Consider the following 19,474-nt stretch of genomic DNA (forward strand, 5'->3'; position numbering starts at 1 on the left):
CGGGAACGCCGTGGCAGTCGATCATCGCATGCTGCCGCCGTTGCTCCCCGTCGCTTTATCCTTGAACCACGCCGCCCGATGAGCGGTGAATGAGGAATGTATGAGCAAGACTAACGCTTCTTTGATGGCCCGCCGTACCGCTGCTGTTCCACGTGGTGTTGGCCAGATTCACCCGATCTTCGCCGATTCCGCGAAGAACGCGACCGTAACCGATGTTGAAGGTCGTGAGTTCATCGACTTCGCCGGCGGTATCGCCGTGCTGAACACCGGCCACGTGCACCCGAAAGTCATCGCCGCCGTGACCGAGCAGCTGAACAAGCTGACCCACACCTGCTTCCAGGTTCTGGCCTACGAGCCGTATGTGGAAGTGTGCGAAAAAATCAACGCCAAGGTCCCAGGTGATTTCGACAAGAAAACCCTGCTGGTGACCACCGGCTCCGAAGCCGTGGAAAACTCCATCAAGATCGCCCGTGCCGCCACTGGCCGTGCCGGCGTGATCGCCTTCACCGGCGCTTACCACGGTCGCACCATGATGACCCTGGGCCTGACCGGTAAAGTCGTGCCTTACTCGGCCGGCATGGGCCTGATGCCAGGCGGCATCTTCCGCGCGCTGTACCCGAACGAACTGCACGGTGTGAGCATCGACGATTCGATCGCTTCCATCGAACGCATCTTCAAGAACGACGCCGAGCCGAAAGACATCGCCGCGATCATCATCGAGCCGGTTCAGGGCGAAGGCGGTTTCTACGTCGCGCCTAAAGAGTTCATGAAGCGTCTGCGTGCCCTGTGCGACCAGCACGGCATCCTGCTGATCGCTGACGAAGTACAGACCGGCGCTGGCCGTACCGGTACGTTCTTCGCCATGGAGCAGATGGGCGTTGCTGCCGACCTGACCACCTTCGCCAAATCCATCGCTGGCGGCTTCCCGCTGGCCGGTGTGTGCGGCAAGGCCGAATACATGGACGCCATCGCTCCAGGCGGCCTGGGCGGCACCTATGCCGGTAGCCCGATCGCTTGCGCCGCGGCCCTGGCCGTGATGGAAGTGTTCGAAGAAGAGCACCTGCTGGATCGTTGCAAGGCTGTTGGCGAGCGTCTGGTAACCGGCCTGAAGGCCATCCAGGCCAAGTACCCGGTGATCGGTGAAGTCCGTGCCCTGGGCGCGATGATCGCTGTCGAGCTGTTCGAAAACGGCGACAGCCACAAGCCGAACGCTGCAGCCGTGGCGTCGGTTGTGGCCAAGGCTCGCGACAAAGGTCTGATCCTGCTGTCTTGCGGCACCTACGGCAACGTTCTGCGCGTCCTGGTACCGCTGACCTCGCCGGACGAGCAACTGGACAAAGGCCTGGCGATCATCGAAGAGTGCTTCTCCGAGCTCTGATCCCCGGTGTGACCTGATCCACAAAAAACCCGCTTCGGCGGGTTTTTTCATGCCCCTGGAAACAGATCCCGCGCATTAGCGCTGTATCGAATGGCCAGCATTGGATAAGGTTCCTGCATTGCCAGGGAGAGCTGTATGACAACTGTCATTTTACCCGCCGTTCCAAGAGTCCTGATTGCCGAGGCCGACCCCTGGTCCCGGGATCTGCTCAAGGAAGTGTTATTGAACGTACGCTGCGATGCCCGGCTGGATCTGTGCGCCGATGGCCAGCAAGCGCTGGAGCTATTGGCCGCCCACCCCTATGACCTGGTGATCGCCGACTGGGAGTTGCCGGGCGTCGATGGCCTGAATGTCCTGCGCAATGTCCGTCAGCGCAAACGCAACCCGCCGCTGCCCTTCATCCTCATGAGCAGTCGCAACGACAGTGCCAGCGTGCGCGAGGCCTTGCCGCTGGTGCCGGCCGCGTACCTGACCAAGCCCCTGAATATGCAAAGCCTGACCCAACGGTTGCAGGGGTTGCTGCTGAACGCTGGCGAAGAAGTCTCGTGCGAAGTGCCGGCGCTGGCACCGGGCATGACGTTGTCGGTGTTTCTGGAGCGTCGCCGGGAATTGGCCGACGGCGCGCCGCTGATGACCGACGTGCAAGTGGCGGTCAAACGCAGCCTCAATCCCAACGGCCTCGACCTGACGGTGCTGGAAGACGAAATCCGCACCGATCCGCAGGTGACGGCCGTGTTGATCGCCGCTGCCAACAGCGCGGCCCAGCACCACGGCAGCGGTGTGCAAACCCTGTCCCAGGCGCTGCATCGCCTGGGCACCGGGCAGAGCATGAACCTGATTCTCGGCCTGGCGCTCAAGCGCAGTGCCCGGCTCAGCGATCCGCAATTGGCCGACTATGCCGAGCGCTACTGGGATCTATCGCTGCACACCGCCGAATACGCGCGAACCCTGGCGCGCCTGCTTGATCTGGATCAGGCGCGCTGTTATTGCGCCGGCATGTTGCATCGTCTCGGCGATCTGGCGTTGCTGCGCTGTTTGCAGGAATGGAAACAGGCCGGTGGCGAGCTGGACGAGCAGGAGGAAGTGGGTGAAGCGCTGGTTGAATTTGGCGCGGCCTATGGTTCGGCCTTGCGCACGCGCTGGCGCCTGCCGCTGGAGTTGCGGGAGCTGATTGCGGCGGCCTACCAGCTCGGTGGCGGGGTTTACTCCCGAGAGGCGCTGGTGATGAACATGGCGGCGCAGATGGCGCGCCTGACCGAGCATGAGGGCATTGAGGCGCTGGCGAAGAGCCGGACGGCGCGGTTGCTCAAGATCGGTTTGCCGGAGTTGATGCGTTTGCGCAGGAAATAAGGGCGAACGCGATTCCCTGTGGGAGCGGGCTGTGGTGACCTGTCAGGCAGTGACAATCCGGTTCTTGCCCTCGCGCTTGGCCCGGTACATCGCGGCATCCGCCCGGGAAAACAGGTTCTCCACGTTTTCGTCCGCGGCGCTCAGGCAGGTCAGGCCCTGGCTGACGGTGATGCCAAACGTCTGGCCTTCATGGGTGAAACGCATTCGCTGAATCTGCTGTTGCAAGCGTTCCGCCACTTGCAGGGCCATCTGCGGCGTACAGCCGGGAAACACCGCTGCGAACTCCTCACCGCCAATGCGCCCGAACAGGTCGCCACGGCGCAACGCCGCGCGGCCGCTATCGGCGATGCATTGCAACACGTTGTCGCCTTCCTGGTGACCGTAGGTGTCGTTGATGATTTTGAAGTCATCGATGTCCAGCATCAGGAACGACAGCGGTTGGCCCCGTTGCCGGGCGTGTGCGAATTCCTGGTGGGCGCATTCGAAGAAATGCCGGCGATTGCTGCTTTGGGTCAGGGCGTCGGTGGTTGCCAGGCGATGCAGTTCGCTTTCCATCCGCTTCTTGTCGGTGATGTCTTCGGCGATGCCGACGATGATCACGGGTTGCCCCGGTTCGGCCTGGCGGTTGACGTAGCATTTGTCGCTGAGCCAGCGTACCTGGCCATCGGCGGCAATGATTCGATACTCGCGGTCTTCGACGGCGCCCTTGTCCAGCACCTCGGCCAGGCTGCGCTCGGCATAGTCCAGGTCGTCAGGGTAAATGCTGTCGCGCCATTGGTTGCAGTCGACCAGCAGCCGATCAGCCGAACGGCCAAAGATCCGTTCATAGGCGGGGCTGACGTAAAGCACCTGGCGGGTTTCCCAATCGAAGGCCCACAGCACCGCGTTGACGCTCATCAGCAAGGTATTGAGCAACTGTTCGCGTTCGCTCAGGCGTGCGACTTCGCCTTGGGCATGCATCAGCGCTATCAGGGTCTGCGCGGCCTCGGGCCCATGTGACGGAGATGAGTCTTGCAGGTTTTTCTGGGCCATCGACACAAATCTCAAAGGGCATGCCGCGTGTTAGTTCGCGGCCAACACCAAACCCGCCGGGGATGGCGAAGTGTCTTTGAGATAGGGCTTTTCGGGTGAAGTTCCCACCCTTTGTCACGAGAGAGCTGGCTCCCGCCGGGCGGTACTGATGGCGCGATATTGCAGTCACGCCACATACCAATGTGGGAGCGGCGCACCGCCGCTCCCACAGGTTTTTTTCAGACAGCGGCAGGGCGCAGGGAGTAGGTCTTCAACTGATCGGCGAAGTCGCGCAGGGATTGAATCCCGCTGGCTTCGGCTTCGTGTACCCAGTCCTTGATGGCCGCCAGCATGTCGTGACCATTTGAGCTGGTCTTGACCCAGATCTGCTGCAGGGCCAGGCGTTTCTCGTAAATTACCTTCAGCGCCTGACTGTGCTCGAGCATGTTCTGGATGCGTACATGGTGTTTGTCATCCAGCAGGCTGGTCTCCCGCGAAAGCAGGCGCTTGGCCCGGTGGAACTGGTGGCGTACCGAGTGATCGACCTTTTCCAGCTCTTGCTTGACCAGCGGGCCGATCACCAATTTGCGGTACTGGGCCATGATCTGGAAGCGGTTGTTGAGGATCGCCATGGCGGTGTCCATGTCCAGGTTGCCCTTGCCTTCGACGCGATGGGCAATCGGTGCAACCCGTTGAACCTTGGCCAGGCGCAGGAAGCTAAAGACTTTAATCCACGCCCAGCCCAGGTCGAATTCCCACTTCTTCACCGACAATTTTGCCGAGTTAGGGTAGGTGTGATGGTTGTTATGCAGTTCTTCGCCGCCAATCAGGATGCCCCAAGGCACCAGGTTGGTCGCCGCATCGCGGCATTCGAAGTTGCGGTAGCCGATGGCATGGCCCAGGCCATTGACCACGCCGGCGGCCCACACCGGGATCCACATCATCTGGATGGCCCAGATGGTGATGCCGATGGTGCCGAACAGCAGCAGGTCGATAACACCCATGATCGCGATGCCCAGCAGCGGGTATCGGCTGTAGAGGTTGCGCTCGATCCAGTCTTCGGGGCAGTTCTTGCCGTAGATGCGCAGGGTCTCGGGGTTTTCCGCTTCGGCGCGGTACAACTCGGCGCCTTTGCGCAGCACCGTGGACAAACCCTTGATGACCGGGCTGTGCGGGTCATCGACGGTTTCGCATTTGGCGTGATGCTTGCGGTGGATGGCGGTCCACTCGCGGGTGTTCTGCGCCGTGGTCAGCCACAGCCAGAAACGGAAGAAATGCTTGAGCCCCCCATTCAGCTCCAGGGAGCGATGGGCGGAGTAACGATGCAGATAGACCGTGACGGCGATGATCGTGACGTGGGTCATCAGCAGGGTGACTGCTACCAGCGACCAGGGCGACAAGCCAAGAAAACCTTCGTACCACATAGGCTGTAGGGCCCTCGATAAAGAAAAAACAGCCGTTGCATTATCACTAAGCCCACACAGAAAACCAGTCGCCCTTTCAGATAAGAGTGGCTGGATGTGTCTTTCAACTATAATTCCAAACTTTTTGTAGGGACATGGATTGCCGGATGTCTGCCACCTATCGCGATGCCTTGCGCGCAGCGCTGCTCTATCTGTTGCTTTCTGTGGTTTGGCTGCAGATCAGTGGCTATTTATTAAACAGTTTCTTCGATAGCTCTGCCGAGCGACTGCGATGGCAACTGATCAACGGTTATGTCTGGGTGCTGTTCAGCGCCGGGTTGATCTTCATTGCCCGGGCGCGGCTGCTGCGGTGTCTGGGTATCGGCGCCAAACTGCGTGAGCGCGATGCCGACCGCATGCGCTTGCGCCAGGCGGCGGCCGTGTTCGACTGCACCCGCGAAGGCGTGCTGGTTACCAATCGGGAAGGCCTGATCATCCATGTAAACCGGGCGTTCATGGAAATCACCGGTTACGGGTGTGAGGACGTGCTGGGACAGCGGCCCAACCTGTTCAAGTCCGGGCGACATTCCCCTGAGTTCTATCAGGTGATGTTTGCCTCGCTCGCCAGTGTCGGGGAGTGGAGTGGGGAAATCTGGAACCGGCGTAAAAGCGGCGAAATTTACCCGCAATGGCAAACGATCCGCCTGATCCATGACGATTTCGGCCGGCCGAGCGAATATGTGGCGGTGTTTTCCGACATCAGTGCAATCAAGAACTCCGAACACGAACTGATGCACCTGGCGCACCACGATCCGCTGACCGACCTGCCGAACCGCCTGCTGTTCACCGACCGCGCCGAACAGGCCCTGGCCTCGGCACAGGTGCACAAGCGTGGCTGCGCGCTGCTGATGATCGATCTCGATCACTTCAAGATGATCAACGACAGCCTCGGGCACACCATTGGCGACCAGTTGCTCAAGGCTGTGGCCGAGCGCCTGGACGCCATGTTCGGTCCGGGCATCACCTTGGCCAGGCTGGGCGGAGATGAGTTCGCCATACTTGCCGAAAGCTGTCCGCAACTGGTTCAGGCCGCTGCGTTGGCCCAGCGGATCATCGATGGTCTTAAAGAGCCGTTTCTTATTGATGGGCACCAACTGTCCATCAACACCAGCATCGGCATCAGCCTGTTCCCCAGCGATGCCTTGAGTGTCGAGCAACTGCTGCGCAATGCCGACTCTGCACTGTTCAAGGCCAAGAGCACGGGGCGCAATGATTATGCCCTGTACACCGAAGAGCTGACGGCCCATGCCCAGCAACGGGTGGAGATCGCCTTCGAGTTGCGCCGAGCCCTGGAACGGCAAGAGCTGCGGGTCCATTACCAGCCGGTTCACGACCTCAAGACCAGCCGCCTGGTTGGCGTCGAGGCGCTGGTGCGTTGGCAGCACCCGCAGCGGGGCCTGGTGTCGCCGGCGGAATTCATTCCGGTCGCCGAACGAACCGGTCTGATTGCTGAAATCGATGCCTGGGTCATGGCGCAGGCGTGCCGGCAGATGTGCCAGTGGCAGCAGGGCGGGGTGGTGTTGTCGTTTGTCGCGGTCAACGTTTCTTCGCGCCTGTTCGCCCGCCGTGAGCTGTATCGGCAGGTGGCGCAGGTCTTGCGTGAAACCGGGCTGGAACCGGCGTTTCTGGAGCTGGAAGTTACCGAAAGCGCGGTGATGGAGGACCCGGAGGTCGCGCTGGAGCAGATGCATCGCCTGCGCGAACTGGGTGTGCGCCTGGCCATCGACGACTTTGGCACCGGTTATTCATCGCTGCTGCGACTCAAGCGTCTGCCGGTACAAAAGTTGAAAATCGACCAGGGCTTCGTCGCCGGATTGCCGTGGGATGAGGATGATGCAGCGATTTCGCGGGTGATCATTGCCCTGGCCCAGAGCATGGGTATGCAGGTGCATGCCGAGGGGATCGAGCAGGTCGAACAGGCAGCTTTCCTCCTCGAGCAGGGGTGTGATCTGGGTCAGGGTTACTGGTTCGGGCGGCCGGTGTCGGCGGCGCAGCTCGATTGGATGCATGCGCCGGTGATCGGATAGGCGCAAATCCTGTGGGAGGTTTTTTGGTGTGTCTGAAAAGGGGTGATTCACCTCAAGCCCTTGTCCCTTCAGTTAATCTCTTCTGGTTATATAAACATTCTTAAATAGTCTTTTTAAGAATATCTACACCTCTCTAGTATTGCTCTCAAGCCGCAAGCAGTGCCGACACTGCGAGGCAACCTCTCAGTTGAAGGAGCAGCAATATGAGCGCATCCCTGCGTAGCGTCGACGGTCAAGACGAAGCCACCATCCTGCGTGAAATCCAGAGTGCCCTGCGCGATCTGCGCTTTGGTGCCGTGGAAATCACCGTGCACAACGCCCAGGTGGTGCAGATCGAGCGCAAAGAAAAATTCCGTTTGCAGCAGCCGGGCAACAAGTCGGGCTGAAGGGGATCGCAGCCTGCGGCAGCTCCTACAGAAGCACGCAATCACCTGTAGGAGCTGCCGAAGGCTGCGATCTTTGAACCGGCAACGCGATTCCAGAAATCCATAAAAAAGCCAACAAACCAAGAATTCCAGGAGCTTTCACCATGTCGTCGATTCGTCATTTCGCTTTGGCCGCCCTGGCCAGCGCCCTTTTTGCCGGTTCCGCCGTTGCCAAGGACTACGAGTTGCTCAACGTGTCGTACGACCCGACCCGCGAGCTGTACCAGGACTACAACGCCGAGTTCATCAAGTTCTGGCAGAAGGATCATGCGGGCGACACCGTGAAGGTCCAGCAATCCCACGGCGGTTCGGGCAAGCAAGGCCGTGCGGTGATCGATGGCCTGCGTGCCGACGTCGTGACCCTGGCCCTGGCCGGTGATATCGACGAAATCGCCAAGCTCGGCAAAACCCTGCCGGCCGACTGGCAAAAACGCCTGCCGGACGCCAGCACGCCCTACACCTCGACCATCGTGTTCCTGGTGCGCAAGGGCAACCCTAAAGGCATCAAGGACTGGGGCGACCTGGTCAAGAATGACGTCTCGGTGATCACGCCGAACCCGAAAACCTCCGGCGGTGCACGCTGGAACTTCCTCGCGGCCTGGGCCTATGGCTTGAAAGCCAATGGCGGCGACGAAGCCAAGGCCAAGGAATACGTACAAACCCTGTTCAAGCACGTGCCAGTGCTGGATACCGGCGCTCGCGGCTCGACCATTACCTTCGTCAACAACGGTCAGGGTGATGTATTGCTGGCCTGGGAAAACGAAGCCTTCCTGGCCCTGAAAGAAGAGGGCGGCGCCGACAAGTTCGACATCGTCGTGCCTTCGCTGTCGATTCTCGCCGAGCCACCGGTGGCGGTGGTCGACAAGAACGCCGAGAAAAAGGGCAACGAGCAGATCGCCGAAGCTTACCTCAAGCACCTGTACAGCCCGGCCGGCCAGGAAATCGCGGCGAAGAACTTCTATCGTCCACGTGACAAGGACGTGGCCGCCAAGTACGCCCAGCAGTTCCCGAAACTGGAACTGGTGAGCATCGACAAGGACTTCGGCGGCTGGAAAACCGCACAGCCGAAATTCTTCAATGACGGAGGCGTGTTCGACCAGATCTATCAGGCGCAGTAATCTTAAATAGCCATCAACGAGCCCCGGATTCACCTCCGGGGCTCAGTGCGTTCTCAACCAAGGACTTTTATGTCGCGTCGTATCTCCCCCGTCATACCCGGCTTCGGGCTGACGCTGGGCTACACCTTGGTGTACCTCAGCCTGATTGTGCTCATACCACTGGCGGCAATGTTCGTGCATGCCGCTCAACTCACCTGGGATCAGTTCTGGGCAATCATCTCGGCGCCACGGGTGCTGGCCGCGCTTAAGCTCAGCTTCGGCACCGCCCTGTGTGCCGCGATCATCAACGGCATCATCGGCACGCTGTTGGCCTGGGTATTAGTGCGCTATACCTTCCCTGGACGAAAAGTGATCGATGCAATGATCGACTTGCCGTTCGCATTGCCGACGGCGGTGGCCGGTATTGCACTGACAGCGTTGTACACCCCTACCGGTCTGGTGGGTCAGTTTGCAGCGGATCTGGGTTTCAAGATCGCCTACACCCCCCTGGGCATCACCCTTGCCCTCACTTTTGTGACACTTCCATTCGTAGTACGTACCGTACAGCCAGTATTGGCGGATATTCCCCGTGAAGTGGAAGAAGCGGCGGCGTGCCTGGGTGCAAAACCCTTGCAGGTCTTTCGCCATATCCTGCTGCCGGCACTGCTTCCGGCATGGCTCACCGGTTTCGCCTTGGCCTTTGCCCGCGGGGTCGGCGAGTACGGTTCGGTGATTTTCATCGCCGGCAACATGCCGATGAAAACCGAGATTCTGCCGCTGCTGATCATGGTCAAGCTCGACCAATACGATTACACCGGCGCTACCTCCATTGGTGTACTGATGCTGGTGGTTTCCTTCGTCCTGTTGCTGCTGATCAACTTGTTGCAGCGGCGCATCGAAACCCCATAAGGAGGCGCACCCATGTCCCAATCGTCTATTGCTGCCGCTTCCTCGAACGCTGCCCGTCGTGGCAGTGCGACTTCGCGGCGAATCCTGATCGGCCTTGGCTGGCTGATTTTTGCGCTGTTCCTGTTGTTGCCGCTGTTCATCGTGGTGTCCCAGGGCCTGAAGCTCGGCCTCGGGGCGTTCTTCACTGCGATCTTCGAGCCGGACGCGCTGTCGGCACTGAAGCTCACGGTCATCGCCGTACTGATCTCCGTGCCGCTGAACCTGGTGTTTGGTGTCAGCGCCGCCTGGTGCGTGAGCAAGTACTCGTTCCGCGGCAAGAGCATGCTGGTGACTTTGATCGACCTGCCGTTCTCGGTGTCGCCGGTGATCGCCGGTCTGGTCTATGTGCTGATGTTCGGCGCCCAAGGCTTGTTTGGCCCATGGCTGCAGGACCACGACATCCAGATCGTCTTCGCCCTGCCGGGCATCGTGCTGGCGACGATCTTCGTTACCGTGCCGTTCGTGGCTCGTGAGCTGATCCCGCTGATGCAGGAGCAAGGCACCCAGGAAGAGGAGGCCGCGCGCCTGCTAGGGGCCAACGGCTGGCAGATGTTCTGGCACGTCACCGTGCCCAACATCAAATGGGGCCTGATCTACGGCGTGGTGTTGTGTACCGCGCGGGCCATGGGGGAATTCGGTGCGGTGTCGGTGGTTTCCGGGCACATTCGCGGGGTGACCAACACCCTGCCGTTGCACGTCGAGATCCTCTACAACGAATACAACCACGTGGCCGCGTTCGCCGTGGCGAGCCTGTTGCTGATCCTGGCGCTCTTCATCCTGCTGCTCAAGCAGTGGAGCGAAAACCGTATTAACCGCCTGCGCGCCAGCGCCGCGGAGGAATAATTCATGTCGATCGAAGTGCGTAACGTCAGCAAGAATTTCAACGCGTTCAAGGCGCTGGACAACATCAGCCTGGACATCCAGAGCGGTGAACTCGTCGCGTTGCTCGGCCCGTCGGGTTGCGGCAAGACCACACTGCTGCGGATCATCGCCGGCCTGGAAACCCCGGACCGGGGCAACATCGTGTTCCACGGTGAAGACGTTTCCGGCCATGACGTGCGGGATCGCAACGTCGGTTTCGTGTTCCAGCACTACGCCTTGTTCCGCCACATGACGGTGTTCGACAACGTCGCGTTCGGCCTGCGCATGAAGCCGAAAAACCAGCGCCCGAGCGAAAGCCAGATCGCAACCAAGGTTCACGAACTGCTGAACATGGTGCAACTGGACTGGTTGTCGGATCGCTATCCGGAGCAACTCTCCGGCGGTCAGCGCCAGCGCATTGCCCTGGCCCGAGCGCTGGCGGTGGAGCCGAAAGTGCTGCTGCTCGACGAGCCCTTCGGCGCTCTCGACGCCAAGGTTCGTAAAGAACTGCGCCGCTGGTTGGCGCGTTTGCACGAAGACATCAACCTGACTTCGGTGTTCGTGACCCATGACCAGGAAGAAGCGATGGAAGTCGCCGACCGTATCGTGGTGATGAACAAGGGTGTGATCGAGCAGATCGGTTCACCGGGTGACGTCTACGAAAACCCGGCCAGCGATTTCGTCTATCACTTCCTCGGTGACTCCAACCGTCTGCACCTGGGCGAAGACAAGCACGTGCTGTTCCGCCCGCACGAGGTGTCGCTGTCACGCCATGAGCTGGAGGATCACCACGCGGCTGAAGTGCGCGATATCCGTCCGCTGGGCGCGACGACACGGGTGACGTTGAAGGTCGAGGGGCAGAGCGATCTGATCGAAGCCGAAGTGGTCAAGGATCACGACAGCCTGGTTGGTTTGGCAAAAGGCGAGACGTTGTTCTTCAAGCCGAAGGTCTGGCAGAAGGTCGCCAACATCTAAGGTCAAAAGATCGCAGCCTGCGGCAGCTCCTACAGTGGTACAGCTTTCCTCTGTAGGAGCTGCCGCAGGCGGCGATCCGTTAAAGCGGCCTAAGCCGCCGCATTTTTGCGATTGACCCGAACACCCCCCGCCCGCGCCTCAATCTGCTCTTTGAGCTCATGCCGCATCCCCAGCATGAAGGCCAGTTCAGCCACCACGAACAGCGGCCCGACAATCAACCCGGTCACGTCATCGACAAATGCCGGTTTGCGCCCTTCGTAGTGATGGCCGACAAACTGGATCGCCCAGCCGATCACGAACATCGCCACGCCGCTGCCCAGCCAGACCAGCGTGCTTTGCTGCGCCAGCGCATGGCCTGCCCACACCGACAGCCCGAGCAATACCGTCATCAACACGCCCAGGCGCAACTCCAGGCGCAGGTAGAACCACGCCGATGCCAGTGAGACGAGCACCGCCGGAGACAGCCACGCGCCGCCCATGGACCATTCCGGCCGAGACAGCAACACCGCGACGGCCACCACGATCAGCGGAATGCCGATAAAGTGCGAGGCGATGTTGCGCGGATCACGGTGGTAGGCGGCGTATTGACTGAGGTGGTCGACGAGGCTTTTCATTGTTGTTCTCCTGTGGGGTGATTGATCATGCCCCGGGGTCACTTCCCGCTCTGTCAGCCAGGCGACAATCTCTAGGAGTTTTCATGGATATGCAGGTCTGGCGTCCACGCCTGATGAGCGGTCAGTGGTTCAGCCATTTGCCTGTTTCCCTACAGGATAGCCTGCTGTCGGCGGCCAGGCTGCGGCGCCTGTCGCCGGGCCAGCGGCTGTTCAAGCGTGGCGATCCGCCCTGTGGTCTGTACGCAGTGCTTGAAGGCGCGGTGCGCGTCGGTGCCGTGAGCGAGCAGGGCAAGGAAGCATTGCTGAGCCTGGTGGAGCCGCCGCACTGGTTCGGTGAAATCTGCCTGTTTGACGGTCAGCCGCGCACCCACGATGCCTACGGCGTGGGCCAGTGCACGCTGCTGCACATCCCCCAGAACACCTTGCTGGCGCTGCTCGACGAGCATCCGCGGCACTGGCGGCAACTGGCATTGCTGATGAGTCAGAAATTACGCATGACCTTCATCAACCTCGAACAACTGAGCCTGTTGCCGGCCCCGGCCCGGCTGGCGCACCGCTTGCTGATGATCGCCGAAGGCTATGGCGAGACCGCCCCACCGCGCCGCGTCCTGCAACTGCCACAGGAGCAGCTTGCCGCCATGTTGTCGCTGTCGCGCCAGACCACCAACCAGATCCTCAAGGAGTTGCAGGGGCAGGGGATCATCGGGCTGAGTTACGGCGAAATTGAAATCCTTGATGCTGCCCGATTGCGGGAACTGGCCACGATCTGATGGCTGACACGAACCATTGTGGGAGCGGGCTTGCTCGCGAAGGCGTCAGGTCAGGTATATCAATTTCAACTGACACACCGCTTTCGCGAGCAAGCCCGCTCCCACGGTGGACTTTTGTGAACTTCAGATCTTTGGTTAACCGAATCCCCCTGTGGGAGCGAGCTTGCTCGCGATGGGGGCAGATCAGCCAACTCACTGTCCGGATCAATCACTGCAACCCATCCCGAAACTGCCCAGGCGTCATCCCCGTCCAGCGCTTGAACGCACGGCTGAAGCTGCTGGTGTCGGCAAACCCGAGCAGATAACTGATTTCGCTCAACGAACATTGCGGGTCACGCAAGTGCAGCAGCGCCAGATTTTCGCGGCTTTCATTGAGCAGCGTGTCGAACCGGCAGCCTTCATCGGCCAGGTGCCGTTGCAGGCTGCGCAGGCTCAGGTGCAGGGCCTTGGCGATGTGCTCGGCGCTGGGTTCGCCTTCGGGCAGTTGTTCTTCGATGGCGTCGCGGACCTTGCGCTCCCACGTCAGCGGCTTGAGTTGCGCCAGGGTGCGCTTGAGCACGGTTTCGTTGTGTTCGGCCAACTCCGGGTTGGCGTCGTCCAGGTGGCTGTCGAAGTCGATGAGGGCGAACTCCAGTCGGTCTTCGTCGGCACCGAAGTGCACGGGCGAGCGAAAGACTTTATGCCATTGATGCGCGTCTGCCGGCTCCGGACGGCGCAGGTAGGTCGCCAACGGTGCGTAATCACGACCCAGGCGATTGCGGCAGGTGCGCACGTAAATCGCCATGAACGCATCGATGGCTTCAAAGGCCGGGGCCGGGTTGCCCAGCGGAATTTTCAGACTGAAACAGTAGCGATCCTCGGCGCGGGTCAGTTCCAGTTCCAGGGCGTCGCTGACCACCTGGTGATAGCGCACGATGCGCTCGAACACTTCCCGCAGGCTGCCGCTGGCCACCAGCGCATAACCCAGCGCATGGAAAGTGGTCGGGCTGACGAAACGCGACACCCGCAAACCGATCGCCGGGTCGCCGCTGGCCTGCACCGCCAGATTCCACAGGTACGTAGTGCCCGACAGTGGGTAGCGCGCGTTCGGGTCGTCCATCAATTGTGGGTCGAGCCCCGCTTGCTGGCACAGGGCGGTGCTGTCGATGCCCAGGGCATCGAGTTGCTTGCGCAGGGCACGGGTCCAGCTGGCGAGGGAGGTCGGTTCAGTCATGCTGATTGGCGCTTCCAGTCAACAGGTTGGCGTTCTCGGCTACCGCGTTGCGAGGCTTCGCAAGGCAGGATGCAACCATCAATAACCAGAGGATGGAAGCATGGACGGTACTTCTGCAAGTCCCCAGCGACTGAATGCAGCCCAACGATCAGCACATATTCGCCAAGTGGTGCTGGCCAGAGGCGTCGCACTGCGCGAGCAATACCCGATTCTCAAGCACCAGGACGCCCTCGGCGCGGGCATTCTGGCCTTCGCCGTGGCCGGCATGGTTGGTTCGGCGACGCTCTACATGACCGGGCACATGGCGTGGTGGGCGTGCCTGTTGCTCAACGCTTTTTTCGCCTCGTTGACCCATGAGCTGGAACACGACCTGATCCACAGCATGTATTTTCGCAAGCAGAAGGTGCCGCACAACCTGATGATGGGGTTGGTGTGGCTGGCGCGGCCGAGCACTATCAATCCGTGGATTCGCCGCCATCTGCACCTCAATCACCACAAGGTGTCGGGCTCTGAAACCGACATGGAAGAACGCGCCATCACCAACGGCGAGCCATGGGGCATCGCGCGATTCTTGATGATTGGCGACAACATGATGTCGTCGTTCATCCGCATGCTGCGGGCCAGGACCTGGGCGCAAAAGATCAGCATCGTCCAGCGCACCCTGAAGGTCTACGCACCGCTGGCGCTGATGCATTGGGGCGCGTGGTACGTGTTTCTCGGTTTCCACGCAGCGAACGGCGTTGCGCATCTGGTGGGCGCACCGATCGAGTGGTCGGCGACCACGTTGTCGGTGATGCAGGTGATCGACATCGCGGCGGTGGTGATCATCGGCCCCAATGTATTGCGCACGTTCTGCCTGCACTTCATCAGCTCGAACATGCACTACTACGGTGACGTGGAACCGGGCAACGTGATGCAGCAGTGCCAGGTGCTGAACGCGTGGTGGCTGTGGCCGTTGCAGGCGTTCTGCTTCAACTTCGGCAGCAGTCACGGGATCCATCACTTTGTGGTGAAGGAACCGTTCTACATCCGTCAGTTGACTGTGCCGGTGGGACACAAGGTGATGCGCGAGATGGGTGTGCGGTTCAATGATTTCGGTACGTTTGCGCGGGCTAACCGGTTTGAGGGCAAGGAAGAGGCGGTAGGTGATAGGACACAAACCGCTCAAGTCTGACTCGTACATGTGGCGAGGGAGCTTGCTCCCGTTGGGCTGCGCAGCAGCCCCCTTCGTTTTCGGGATAAGGGGGCCGCTTCGCGACCCAGCGGGAGCAAGCTCCCTCGCCACAGGGGGTAATGTTTAGTCTGGCTGAAACGGCGACTCACTCAGGATCACCCCAGTCTCATCCACATACCGCTGCCAATGCTCGATCAAGGCACTGAGCTTTTCCGGCTGACTCGACGCCAAGTCGTGAATCTCCCCCGGATCATTGCCCAGGTCGTACAGCTGCCAGGTTGCCGGCCCCACCGGTCCCGGGATGTACACTGCCTTCCATTGCCCTTGCCGAATCGCCCGTCGTCCGAACAATTCCCACCCGGTAACGGTGTGCTCGTCATGCACTTGCGCCGTCTCGCCCGACAGGAACCCAAGCCACGACTTGCCGCGAACTTCTGCCACGGGTTTGCCGTGCCATTGCTTGCCCGGATGGCGCACGCCGGCGAGGTCGAGAATGGTCGGCGTGATGTCCATCACCGTGCCAAACCCGTGGCTGATCTGGCCCTTGAGCGGCAGCTGCGGGTAATGCACCAGCGCCGGTACGCGAATGCCGCCTTCGGTGGTGAAGGCTTTGAACAGCCGCGACGGCGCGGTCGCCACTTGCGCCCAGTTCGGCCCGTACCAGACGTAGGAGTTGGCGCGGCCGATGTTGTCCAGGCTGTTGTCGTAATGCTGGTTGAGATAGGTCAGCAACTGCGGGCCGAATTTCGGAAAGGCCTCCAGCAACGCCCCTTCGGCGCCGTTATCGGACATGAACAGGATGAAGGTGTTGTCCAGTTGCCCCTGCTGGCGCAAGTAATCGACGACGCGCCCAATGTTCCAGTCCATGCGTTCGACCATCGCCGCGTAGACCTCCATGGCCCGCGCCGAAATCTGCCGCTGTTCGTCGCTCAAGGCATCCCACTGTGCAGTCAACTGGATCAACGGATGCGGCTCGACTTCGGCCTCGATCAGCCCCAGTTCTTTGAGCTTTTCCAAGCGCTCAAGTCGCAGTACTTCAGGGCCGGCGTCATAGCGCCCGCGGTACTTTTCCACCACCTCGGCCGGCGCCTGCAGCGGCCAGTGAGGTGCGGAAAACGGCAGGTAGGCGAAGAACGGTCGAGTCTGATCACGCTCCTTGAGGTATTGCAGCAGCTTGTCGCCAAAGGCATCGGAGGAATAGAAATCCTTGGGCAGCTCATCGATGAATTGGTCGTCTTCGATGTACAGCGCCGGGGTGGATTTGAGCAGCCGTGGCGTCGTTTCATCGTAGGTCGGCTCGAAGCCGTAATGGTTGGCCGCGCCGGGCAGTAGCGAAAACGAACGCTCGAAACCCCGGGCGTGGGGCGCAAGTTCGGCGGTCAGGCCCAGGTGCCATTTGCCGCTCATCAAGGTCTGGTAACCGGCCTCGCGCAGCAGCTCGGGCAGGGCGACCACGCGATCATTCAGGTGTCCTTCGTAACCCGGTTTGCCGATCAGGTCCGGGGTCAATGCTTCGGCCATGGTGCCGATGCCGGCGATGTGGTGATCGGTGCCGGTGAGCAGCATTGAACGGGTCGGCGAGCAGGTTGGCGCGGTGTGGAAATCGGTCAGGCGCAGGCCATTGTTGGCCAATGCATCGAGGTTCGGTGTGTTGATTTCGCCACCGAAGGCGCCGATGTCGGAAAAGCCCAGGTCGTCGGCCAGGATCACTAGAAAGTTGGGACGTTGCGGCATCAGGAATTTCCTTTTTCAGTAGGCAATGAAGGACAGCGGCAGATCGCGGACCTGCACCGGCACCGGGGGCTGGTAGTGATCGTCGCTGGTGAGTTCGTGAAGCAGTTCTTCGCGCAGATGGTGGAAGTCGAAACTGCTGCGCTGGCGCGGATGGGGCAGGGCAATGTCGACCACTTGCTTGATCCGCCCCGGACGCGGCTCCATCACCACTACGCGGTCGGCGAGGAAAATCGCTTCCTCGACATCGTGGGTGACCAGCACTGTGGTGATTTTTGCCCGGGCGCGGATCGCCAGCAGTTCGTCCTGCATCTGCTGGCGAGTCAGCGCATCGAGGGCGCCGAAAGGTTCGTCCAGCAGCAGAATCCGTGGGCTGGCCACCAGGCCACGAGCGATGGCCACGCGCTGCGCCATGCCGCCGGAGAGTTGGTGCGGATAGGCGCGGGCGAAGTCGCCCAGGCCCACCAGTTCGATGAAGTCATGGATGCGCTTGTGCTTTTGCGCAGCGCTCAAGGGCTCGTTGACCAGGCCCAGGCCGATGTTGTCGGCCACGCTCAGCCACGGGAACAAGCGGTGTTCCTGGAAGACGATGCCACGCTCGCCGCCGATGCCGGTGACGGCTTTTCCGTCGACGCTGATCTGCCCGCGAAACTGCGTATCGAGGCCCACCAGCAAACGCAGCAAAGTGGATTTGCCGCAACCGCTGGAGCCGACGATGGCGACGAACTCGCCCTCGGCGATGTCCAGGTTGAATTCGCGAATGGCCTCAAGTGTGAAGCCGTCGACGTCGAAGGTTTTACCTACGTGATTGAAGCTGACAATCGGTGCGTTCATGCGTGTCTCCAGCGAGTGGCGCGGATTTCCAGGCGTTGGCCAATGAGGTTGAGCAGGGCACCGGTCAGGCCCACCAGCAGCATGCCGGCCATGATCAGGTCCATGCGCAGCAGTTGCTGGGCGCCGATCATCTGGCTGCCGATGCCGCCGTTGGACGGCATGAAGTACTCGGCGCCGATGGTGCCGAGCCAGGCGTAGATCAGGCTCAGCCTTAGCCCTGCAAAAATCCCCGGGGCTGCACCCGGTAGCACCAGTCGACCGAGGCGCTGACGCAGGTTCAGGCGCAACACCTGCGCGGCTTCGTTGAGTTGTGGTGAGAGGTTGGCGACGCTGCGTTGGGTGGCGATGAACAGCGGGAAAAAGGCGGCGAGGGCAACGAACACCCACTTGGCCAATTCCCCCAGACCGAACCACGCGGTGAGCAGCGGCACCCAGGCGAAAATGGCGATCTGGCGGATGGCGGCGAGGGTGGGGCCGAGCAACCGGTCACTGGTGCGCGACAACCCGAGCAACAGCCCCAAGGCAAAACCGAGCCCGCCACCGAGCAGCAATCCGCCAAGTGTTCGGCCCAGGCTCAGGGCCATGCCGCCAAGCAGTGTGCCGTCGAGCAAACCGTCCTTTGTGGTCTGCAGGACGGCCAGCGGGGTGACCAGAATGTTCGCGTCAATCCATTGCTGATCCGAGGTCAGTTGCCACAATGCCAGAAGCGCCAGTGGCAGCAGCCACGGCTGCAATCGCTGCCAGCCTTGATAACGCGGCCCGCGACGGATTTCGGCGGTGGCCGGGTGCGGCCAGTGCACCAGTTTCCTGTCCAGCAGACCGATGCCGCGATCCATCACCACGCCGATCAGGCCGATCACCACGATGCACACGAACACGATGTCGAGCATGAACAGCTGCCGCGCCCAGACCATCAGGTAGCCGATGCCTTCACTGGAAGCGAGCAGTTCGACAGCGAGCAGTGAAGTCCAGCCGGCGGCCAGCGCGAGGCGCACACCGGCCATGAAGGCCGGCAGCGCGGCAGGCAGCACCAGGCGGCGGATCAACAGGTGTCTGGGCAGGCGCAACACGGCGGCGGCTTCGCGCAGCTTGGGTTGTGCATCGCGTACACCGACCAGCGTATGCAGGGTTACCGGCACCACAATGGCCTTGATCAGCACCACCAGCTTCAGCACTTCCCCTATGCCGAAAAACACCATGAACAACGGAATCCAGGCCAAGGTCGGGACTTGGGCCAACCCGGCGAAGGTTGGAAATACCAGGCGCTCCAGTCGACGACTGAAACCCAGTGCCGCACCCAAAACAGCACCGGCGCTGATCCCGGCCAGCAGTCCCCAGAACAAGCGTTGCAGGCTGATCCACAAATGGCTCCACAACTCGCCTTGGGACAGTTCCACCGCGCTATTCCAGACCAGGCTCGGCGCCGGCAGGATCTGCTCGCTCATCCAGTGATTGCGGCTGGCGAGCCACCAGAGCGTGAACAGGGTGATCGGCAGCAACCAAGGCAACAGGCGACGATTCAGACTGGGCCAGAGGCGCTGGTTTTCCACTGGTGGCGCGGCCAGCGGCAGGCTGAGAAGAGAAACACGGGCCATGGATGACC

At 61.0% G+C, this 19,474-nt stretch carries 17 protein-coding genes; 10 read left to right on the forward strand and 7 right to left on the reverse strand.

From position 1 onward, the window contains the following. Positions 1-100 precede the first annotated feature (100 nt). Positions 101-1,378, forward strand: coding sequence for a 4-aminobutyrate--2-oxoglutarate transaminase (gene gabT / locus ACM6IT_RS13645; protein WP_007994487.1), 1,278 nt, complete (start codon positions 101-103; stop codon positions 1,376-1,378). Positions 1,379-1,513: 135 nt separating this feature from the next. Further along, entirely contained in the window at positions 1,514-2,728 is a 1,215-nt protein-coding gene (locus ACM6IT_RS13650) for an HDOD domain-containing protein (protein WP_414918182.1), read from the forward strand. Positions 2,729-2,770: 42 nt separating this feature from the next. Here the strand turns inward: ACM6IT_RS13650 and ACM6IT_RS13655 are convergent, their stop codons facing one another. Next, positions 2,771-3,760, reverse strand: a complete 990-nt coding sequence (locus tag ACM6IT_RS13655; protein ID WP_056726970.1) for a GGDEF domain-containing protein — start codon at positions 3,758-3,760, stop codon at positions 2,771-2,773. Between the two features lie 218 nt (positions 3,761-3,978). Then, positions 3,979-5,163, reverse strand: coding sequence for a delta-9 fatty acid desaturase DesA (gene desA, locus ACM6IT_RS13660; protein WP_056726969.1), 1,185 nt, complete (start codon positions 5,161-5,163; stop codon positions 3,979-3,981). 146 nt (positions 5,164-5,309) lie between these two features. On the opposite strand from desA, the gene dibA reads away from it, so the two are divergent. From dibA to ACM6IT_RS13690, 6 genes are all read left to right on the forward strand, one after another. Beyond that, entirely contained in the window at positions 5,310-7,229 is a 1,920-nt protein-coding gene (gene dibA / locus ACM6IT_RS13665; RefSeq protein WP_414918183.1) for a phosphodiesterase DibA, read from the forward strand. 203 nt (positions 7,230-7,432) lie between these two features. Then, positions 7,433-7,615 carry a sulfur starvation response protein OscA gene (gene oscA, locus ACM6IT_RS13670; RefSeq protein WP_056726967.1) on the forward strand — a complete coding sequence of 61 codons (183 nt, stop codon included), beginning with the start codon at positions 7,433-7,435 and terminating at the stop codon, positions 7,613-7,615. A gap of 143 nt (positions 7,616-7,758) precedes the next feature. Next, complete coding sequence (locus ACM6IT_RS13675; protein ID WP_056726966.1) at positions 7,759-8,772, forward strand: sulfate ABC transporter substrate-binding protein; 1,014 nt, start codon at positions 7,759-7,761, stop codon at positions 8,770-8,772. 69 nt (positions 8,773-8,841) lie between these two features. Beyond that, on the forward strand, positions 8,842-9,660 hold the full coding sequence (gene cysT, locus ACM6IT_RS13680) for a sulfate ABC transporter permease subunit CysT (RefSeq protein WP_007972956.1): 819 nt from the start codon (positions 8,842-8,844) through the stop codon (positions 9,658-9,660). A gap of 12 nt (positions 9,661-9,672) precedes the next feature. Next, positions 9,673-10,542 (forward strand): sulfate ABC transporter permease subunit CysW, encoded by an 870-nt coding sequence (gene cysW, locus ACM6IT_RS13685; protein WP_007972954.1) that lies wholly within the window; start codon positions 9,673-9,675, stop codon positions 10,540-10,542. A 3-nt stretch (positions 10,543-10,545) separates the two neighbouring features. Continuing rightward, positions 10,546-11,535, forward strand: a complete 990-nt coding sequence (locus ACM6IT_RS13690) for a sulfate/molybdate ABC transporter ATP-binding protein (RefSeq protein ID WP_056726965.1) — start codon at positions 10,546-10,548, stop codon at positions 11,533-11,535. A gap of 89 nt (positions 11,536-11,624) precedes the next feature. Here ACM6IT_RS13690 and ACM6IT_RS13695 read toward each other — a convergent pair whose 3' ends face one another. Next, on the reverse strand, positions 11,625-12,149 hold the full coding sequence (locus tag ACM6IT_RS13695) for a DUF962 domain-containing protein (protein ID WP_056726964.1): 525 nt from the start codon (positions 12,147-12,149) through the stop codon (positions 11,625-11,627). A gap of 83 nt (positions 12,150-12,232) precedes the next feature. Between ACM6IT_RS13695 and ACM6IT_RS13700 the strand changes: the two genes are divergently transcribed. Then, on the forward strand, positions 12,233-12,919 hold the full coding sequence (locus ACM6IT_RS13700) for a Crp/Fnr family transcriptional regulator (RefSeq protein ID WP_414918184.1): 687 nt from the start codon (positions 12,233-12,235) through the stop codon (positions 12,917-12,919). 208 nt (positions 12,920-13,127) lie between these two features. Here the strand turns inward: ACM6IT_RS13700 and ACM6IT_RS13705 are convergent, their stop codons facing one another. Then, on the reverse strand, positions 13,128-14,132 hold the full coding sequence (locus ACM6IT_RS13705) for an AraC family transcriptional regulator (protein WP_414914095.1): 1,005 nt from the start codon (positions 14,130-14,132) through the stop codon (positions 13,128-13,130). A 100-nt stretch (positions 14,133-14,232) separates the two neighbouring features. Here ACM6IT_RS13705 and ACM6IT_RS13710 point away from each other — a divergent pair, with 100 nt between their 5' ends. Next, positions 14,233-15,306 (forward strand): fatty acid desaturase, encoded by a 1,074-nt coding sequence (locus ACM6IT_RS13710; RefSeq protein ID WP_414918185.1) that lies wholly within the window; start codon positions 14,233-14,235, stop codon positions 15,304-15,306. Positions 15,307-15,429: 123 nt separating this feature from the next. On the opposite strand, the gene ACM6IT_RS13715 is transcribed toward ACM6IT_RS13710, so the two are convergent. Genes ACM6IT_RS13715 through ACM6IT_RS13725 form a run of 3 tightly spaced genes read right to left on the reverse strand, consistent with a single transcriptional unit; the run spans position 15,430 to position 19,466 of the window. Beyond that, on the reverse strand, positions 15,430-17,040 hold the full coding sequence (locus ACM6IT_RS13715; RefSeq protein ID WP_414918186.1) for an arylsulfatase: 1,611 nt from the start codon (positions 17,038-17,040) through the stop codon (positions 15,430-15,432). Positions 17,041-17,055: 15 nt separating this feature from the next. Next, positions 17,056-17,871 (reverse strand): ABC transporter ATP-binding protein, encoded by an 816-nt coding sequence (locus ACM6IT_RS13720; RefSeq protein ID WP_056726959.1) that lies wholly within the window; start codon positions 17,869-17,871, stop codon positions 17,056-17,058. Continuing rightward, positions 17,868-19,466 (reverse strand): ABC transporter permease, encoded by a 1,599-nt coding sequence (locus ACM6IT_RS13725; RefSeq protein WP_414918187.1) that lies wholly within the window; start codon positions 19,464-19,466, stop codon positions 17,868-17,870. The genes ACM6IT_RS13720 and ACM6IT_RS13725 overlap by 4 nt, the downstream gene beginning before the upstream one ends. Positions 19,467-19,474: the final 8 nt, after the last annotated feature.

Source organism: Pseudomonas sp. IT-P4 (assembly GCF_949767755.1).
GTDB classification, from domain to species: Bacteria; Pseudomonadota; Gammaproteobacteria; order Pseudomonadales; family Pseudomonadaceae; genus Aquipseudomonas; species Aquipseudomonas monachiensis.

Coding starts and splice junctions, on each gene's coding strand:
- gabT (WP_007994487.1), top strand. CDS start 101: ATGAGCAAGACTAACGCTTCTTTGATGGCCCGCCGTACCGCTGCTGTT.
- ACM6IT_RS13650 (WP_414918182.1), top strand. CDS start 1,514: ATGACAACTGTCATTTTACCCGCCGTTCCAAGAGTCCTGATTGCCGAG.
- ACM6IT_RS13655 (WP_056726970.1), bottom strand. CDS start 3,760: ATGGCCCAGAAAAACCTGCAAGACTCATCTCCGTCACATGGGCCCGAG.
- desA (WP_056726969.1), bottom strand. CDS start 5,163: ATGTGGTACGAAGGTTTTCTTGGCTTGTCGCCCTGGTCGCTGGTAGCA.
- dibA (WP_414918183.1), top strand. CDS start 5,310: ATGTCTGCCACCTATCGCGATGCCTTGCGCGCAGCGCTGCTCTATCTG.
- oscA (WP_056726967.1), top strand. CDS start 7,433: ATGAGCGCATCCCTGCGTAGCGTCGACGGTCAAGACGAAGCCACCATC.
- ACM6IT_RS13675 (WP_056726966.1), top strand. CDS start 7,759: ATGTCGTCGATTCGTCATTTCGCTTTGGCCGCCCTGGCCAGCGCCCTT.
- cysT (WP_007972956.1), top strand. CDS start 8,842: ATGTCGCGTCGTATCTCCCCCGTCATACCCGGCTTCGGGCTGACGCTG.
- cysW (WP_007972954.1), top strand. CDS start 9,673: ATGTCCCAATCGTCTATTGCTGCCGCTTCCTCGAACGCTGCCCGTCGT.
- ACM6IT_RS13690 (WP_056726965.1), top strand. CDS start 10,546: ATGTCGATCGAAGTGCGTAACGTCAGCAAGAATTTCAACGCGTTCAAG.
- ACM6IT_RS13695 (WP_056726964.1), bottom strand. CDS start 12,149: ATGAAAAGCCTCGTCGACCACCTCAGTCAATACGCCGCCTACCACCGT.
- ACM6IT_RS13700 (WP_414918184.1), top strand. CDS start 12,233: ATGGATATGCAGGTCTGGCGTCCACGCCTGATGAGCGGTCAGTGGTTC.
- ACM6IT_RS13705 (WP_414914095.1), bottom strand. CDS start 14,132: ATGACTGAACCGACCTCCCTCGCCAGCTGGACCCGTGCCCTGCGCAAG.
- ACM6IT_RS13710 (WP_414918185.1), top strand. CDS start 14,233: ATGGACGGTACTTCTGCAAGTCCCCAGCGACTGAATGCAGCCCAACGA.
- ACM6IT_RS13715 (WP_414918186.1), bottom strand. CDS start 17,040: ATGCCGCAACGTCCCAACTTTCTAGTGATCCTGGCCGACGACCTGGGC.
- ACM6IT_RS13720 (WP_056726959.1), bottom strand. CDS start 17,871: ATGAACGCACCGATTGTCAGCTTCAATCACGTAGGTAAAACCTTCGAC.
- ACM6IT_RS13725 (WP_414918187.1), bottom strand. CDS start 19,466: ATGGCCCGTGTTTCTCTTCTCAGCCTGCCGCTGGCCGCGCCACCAGTG.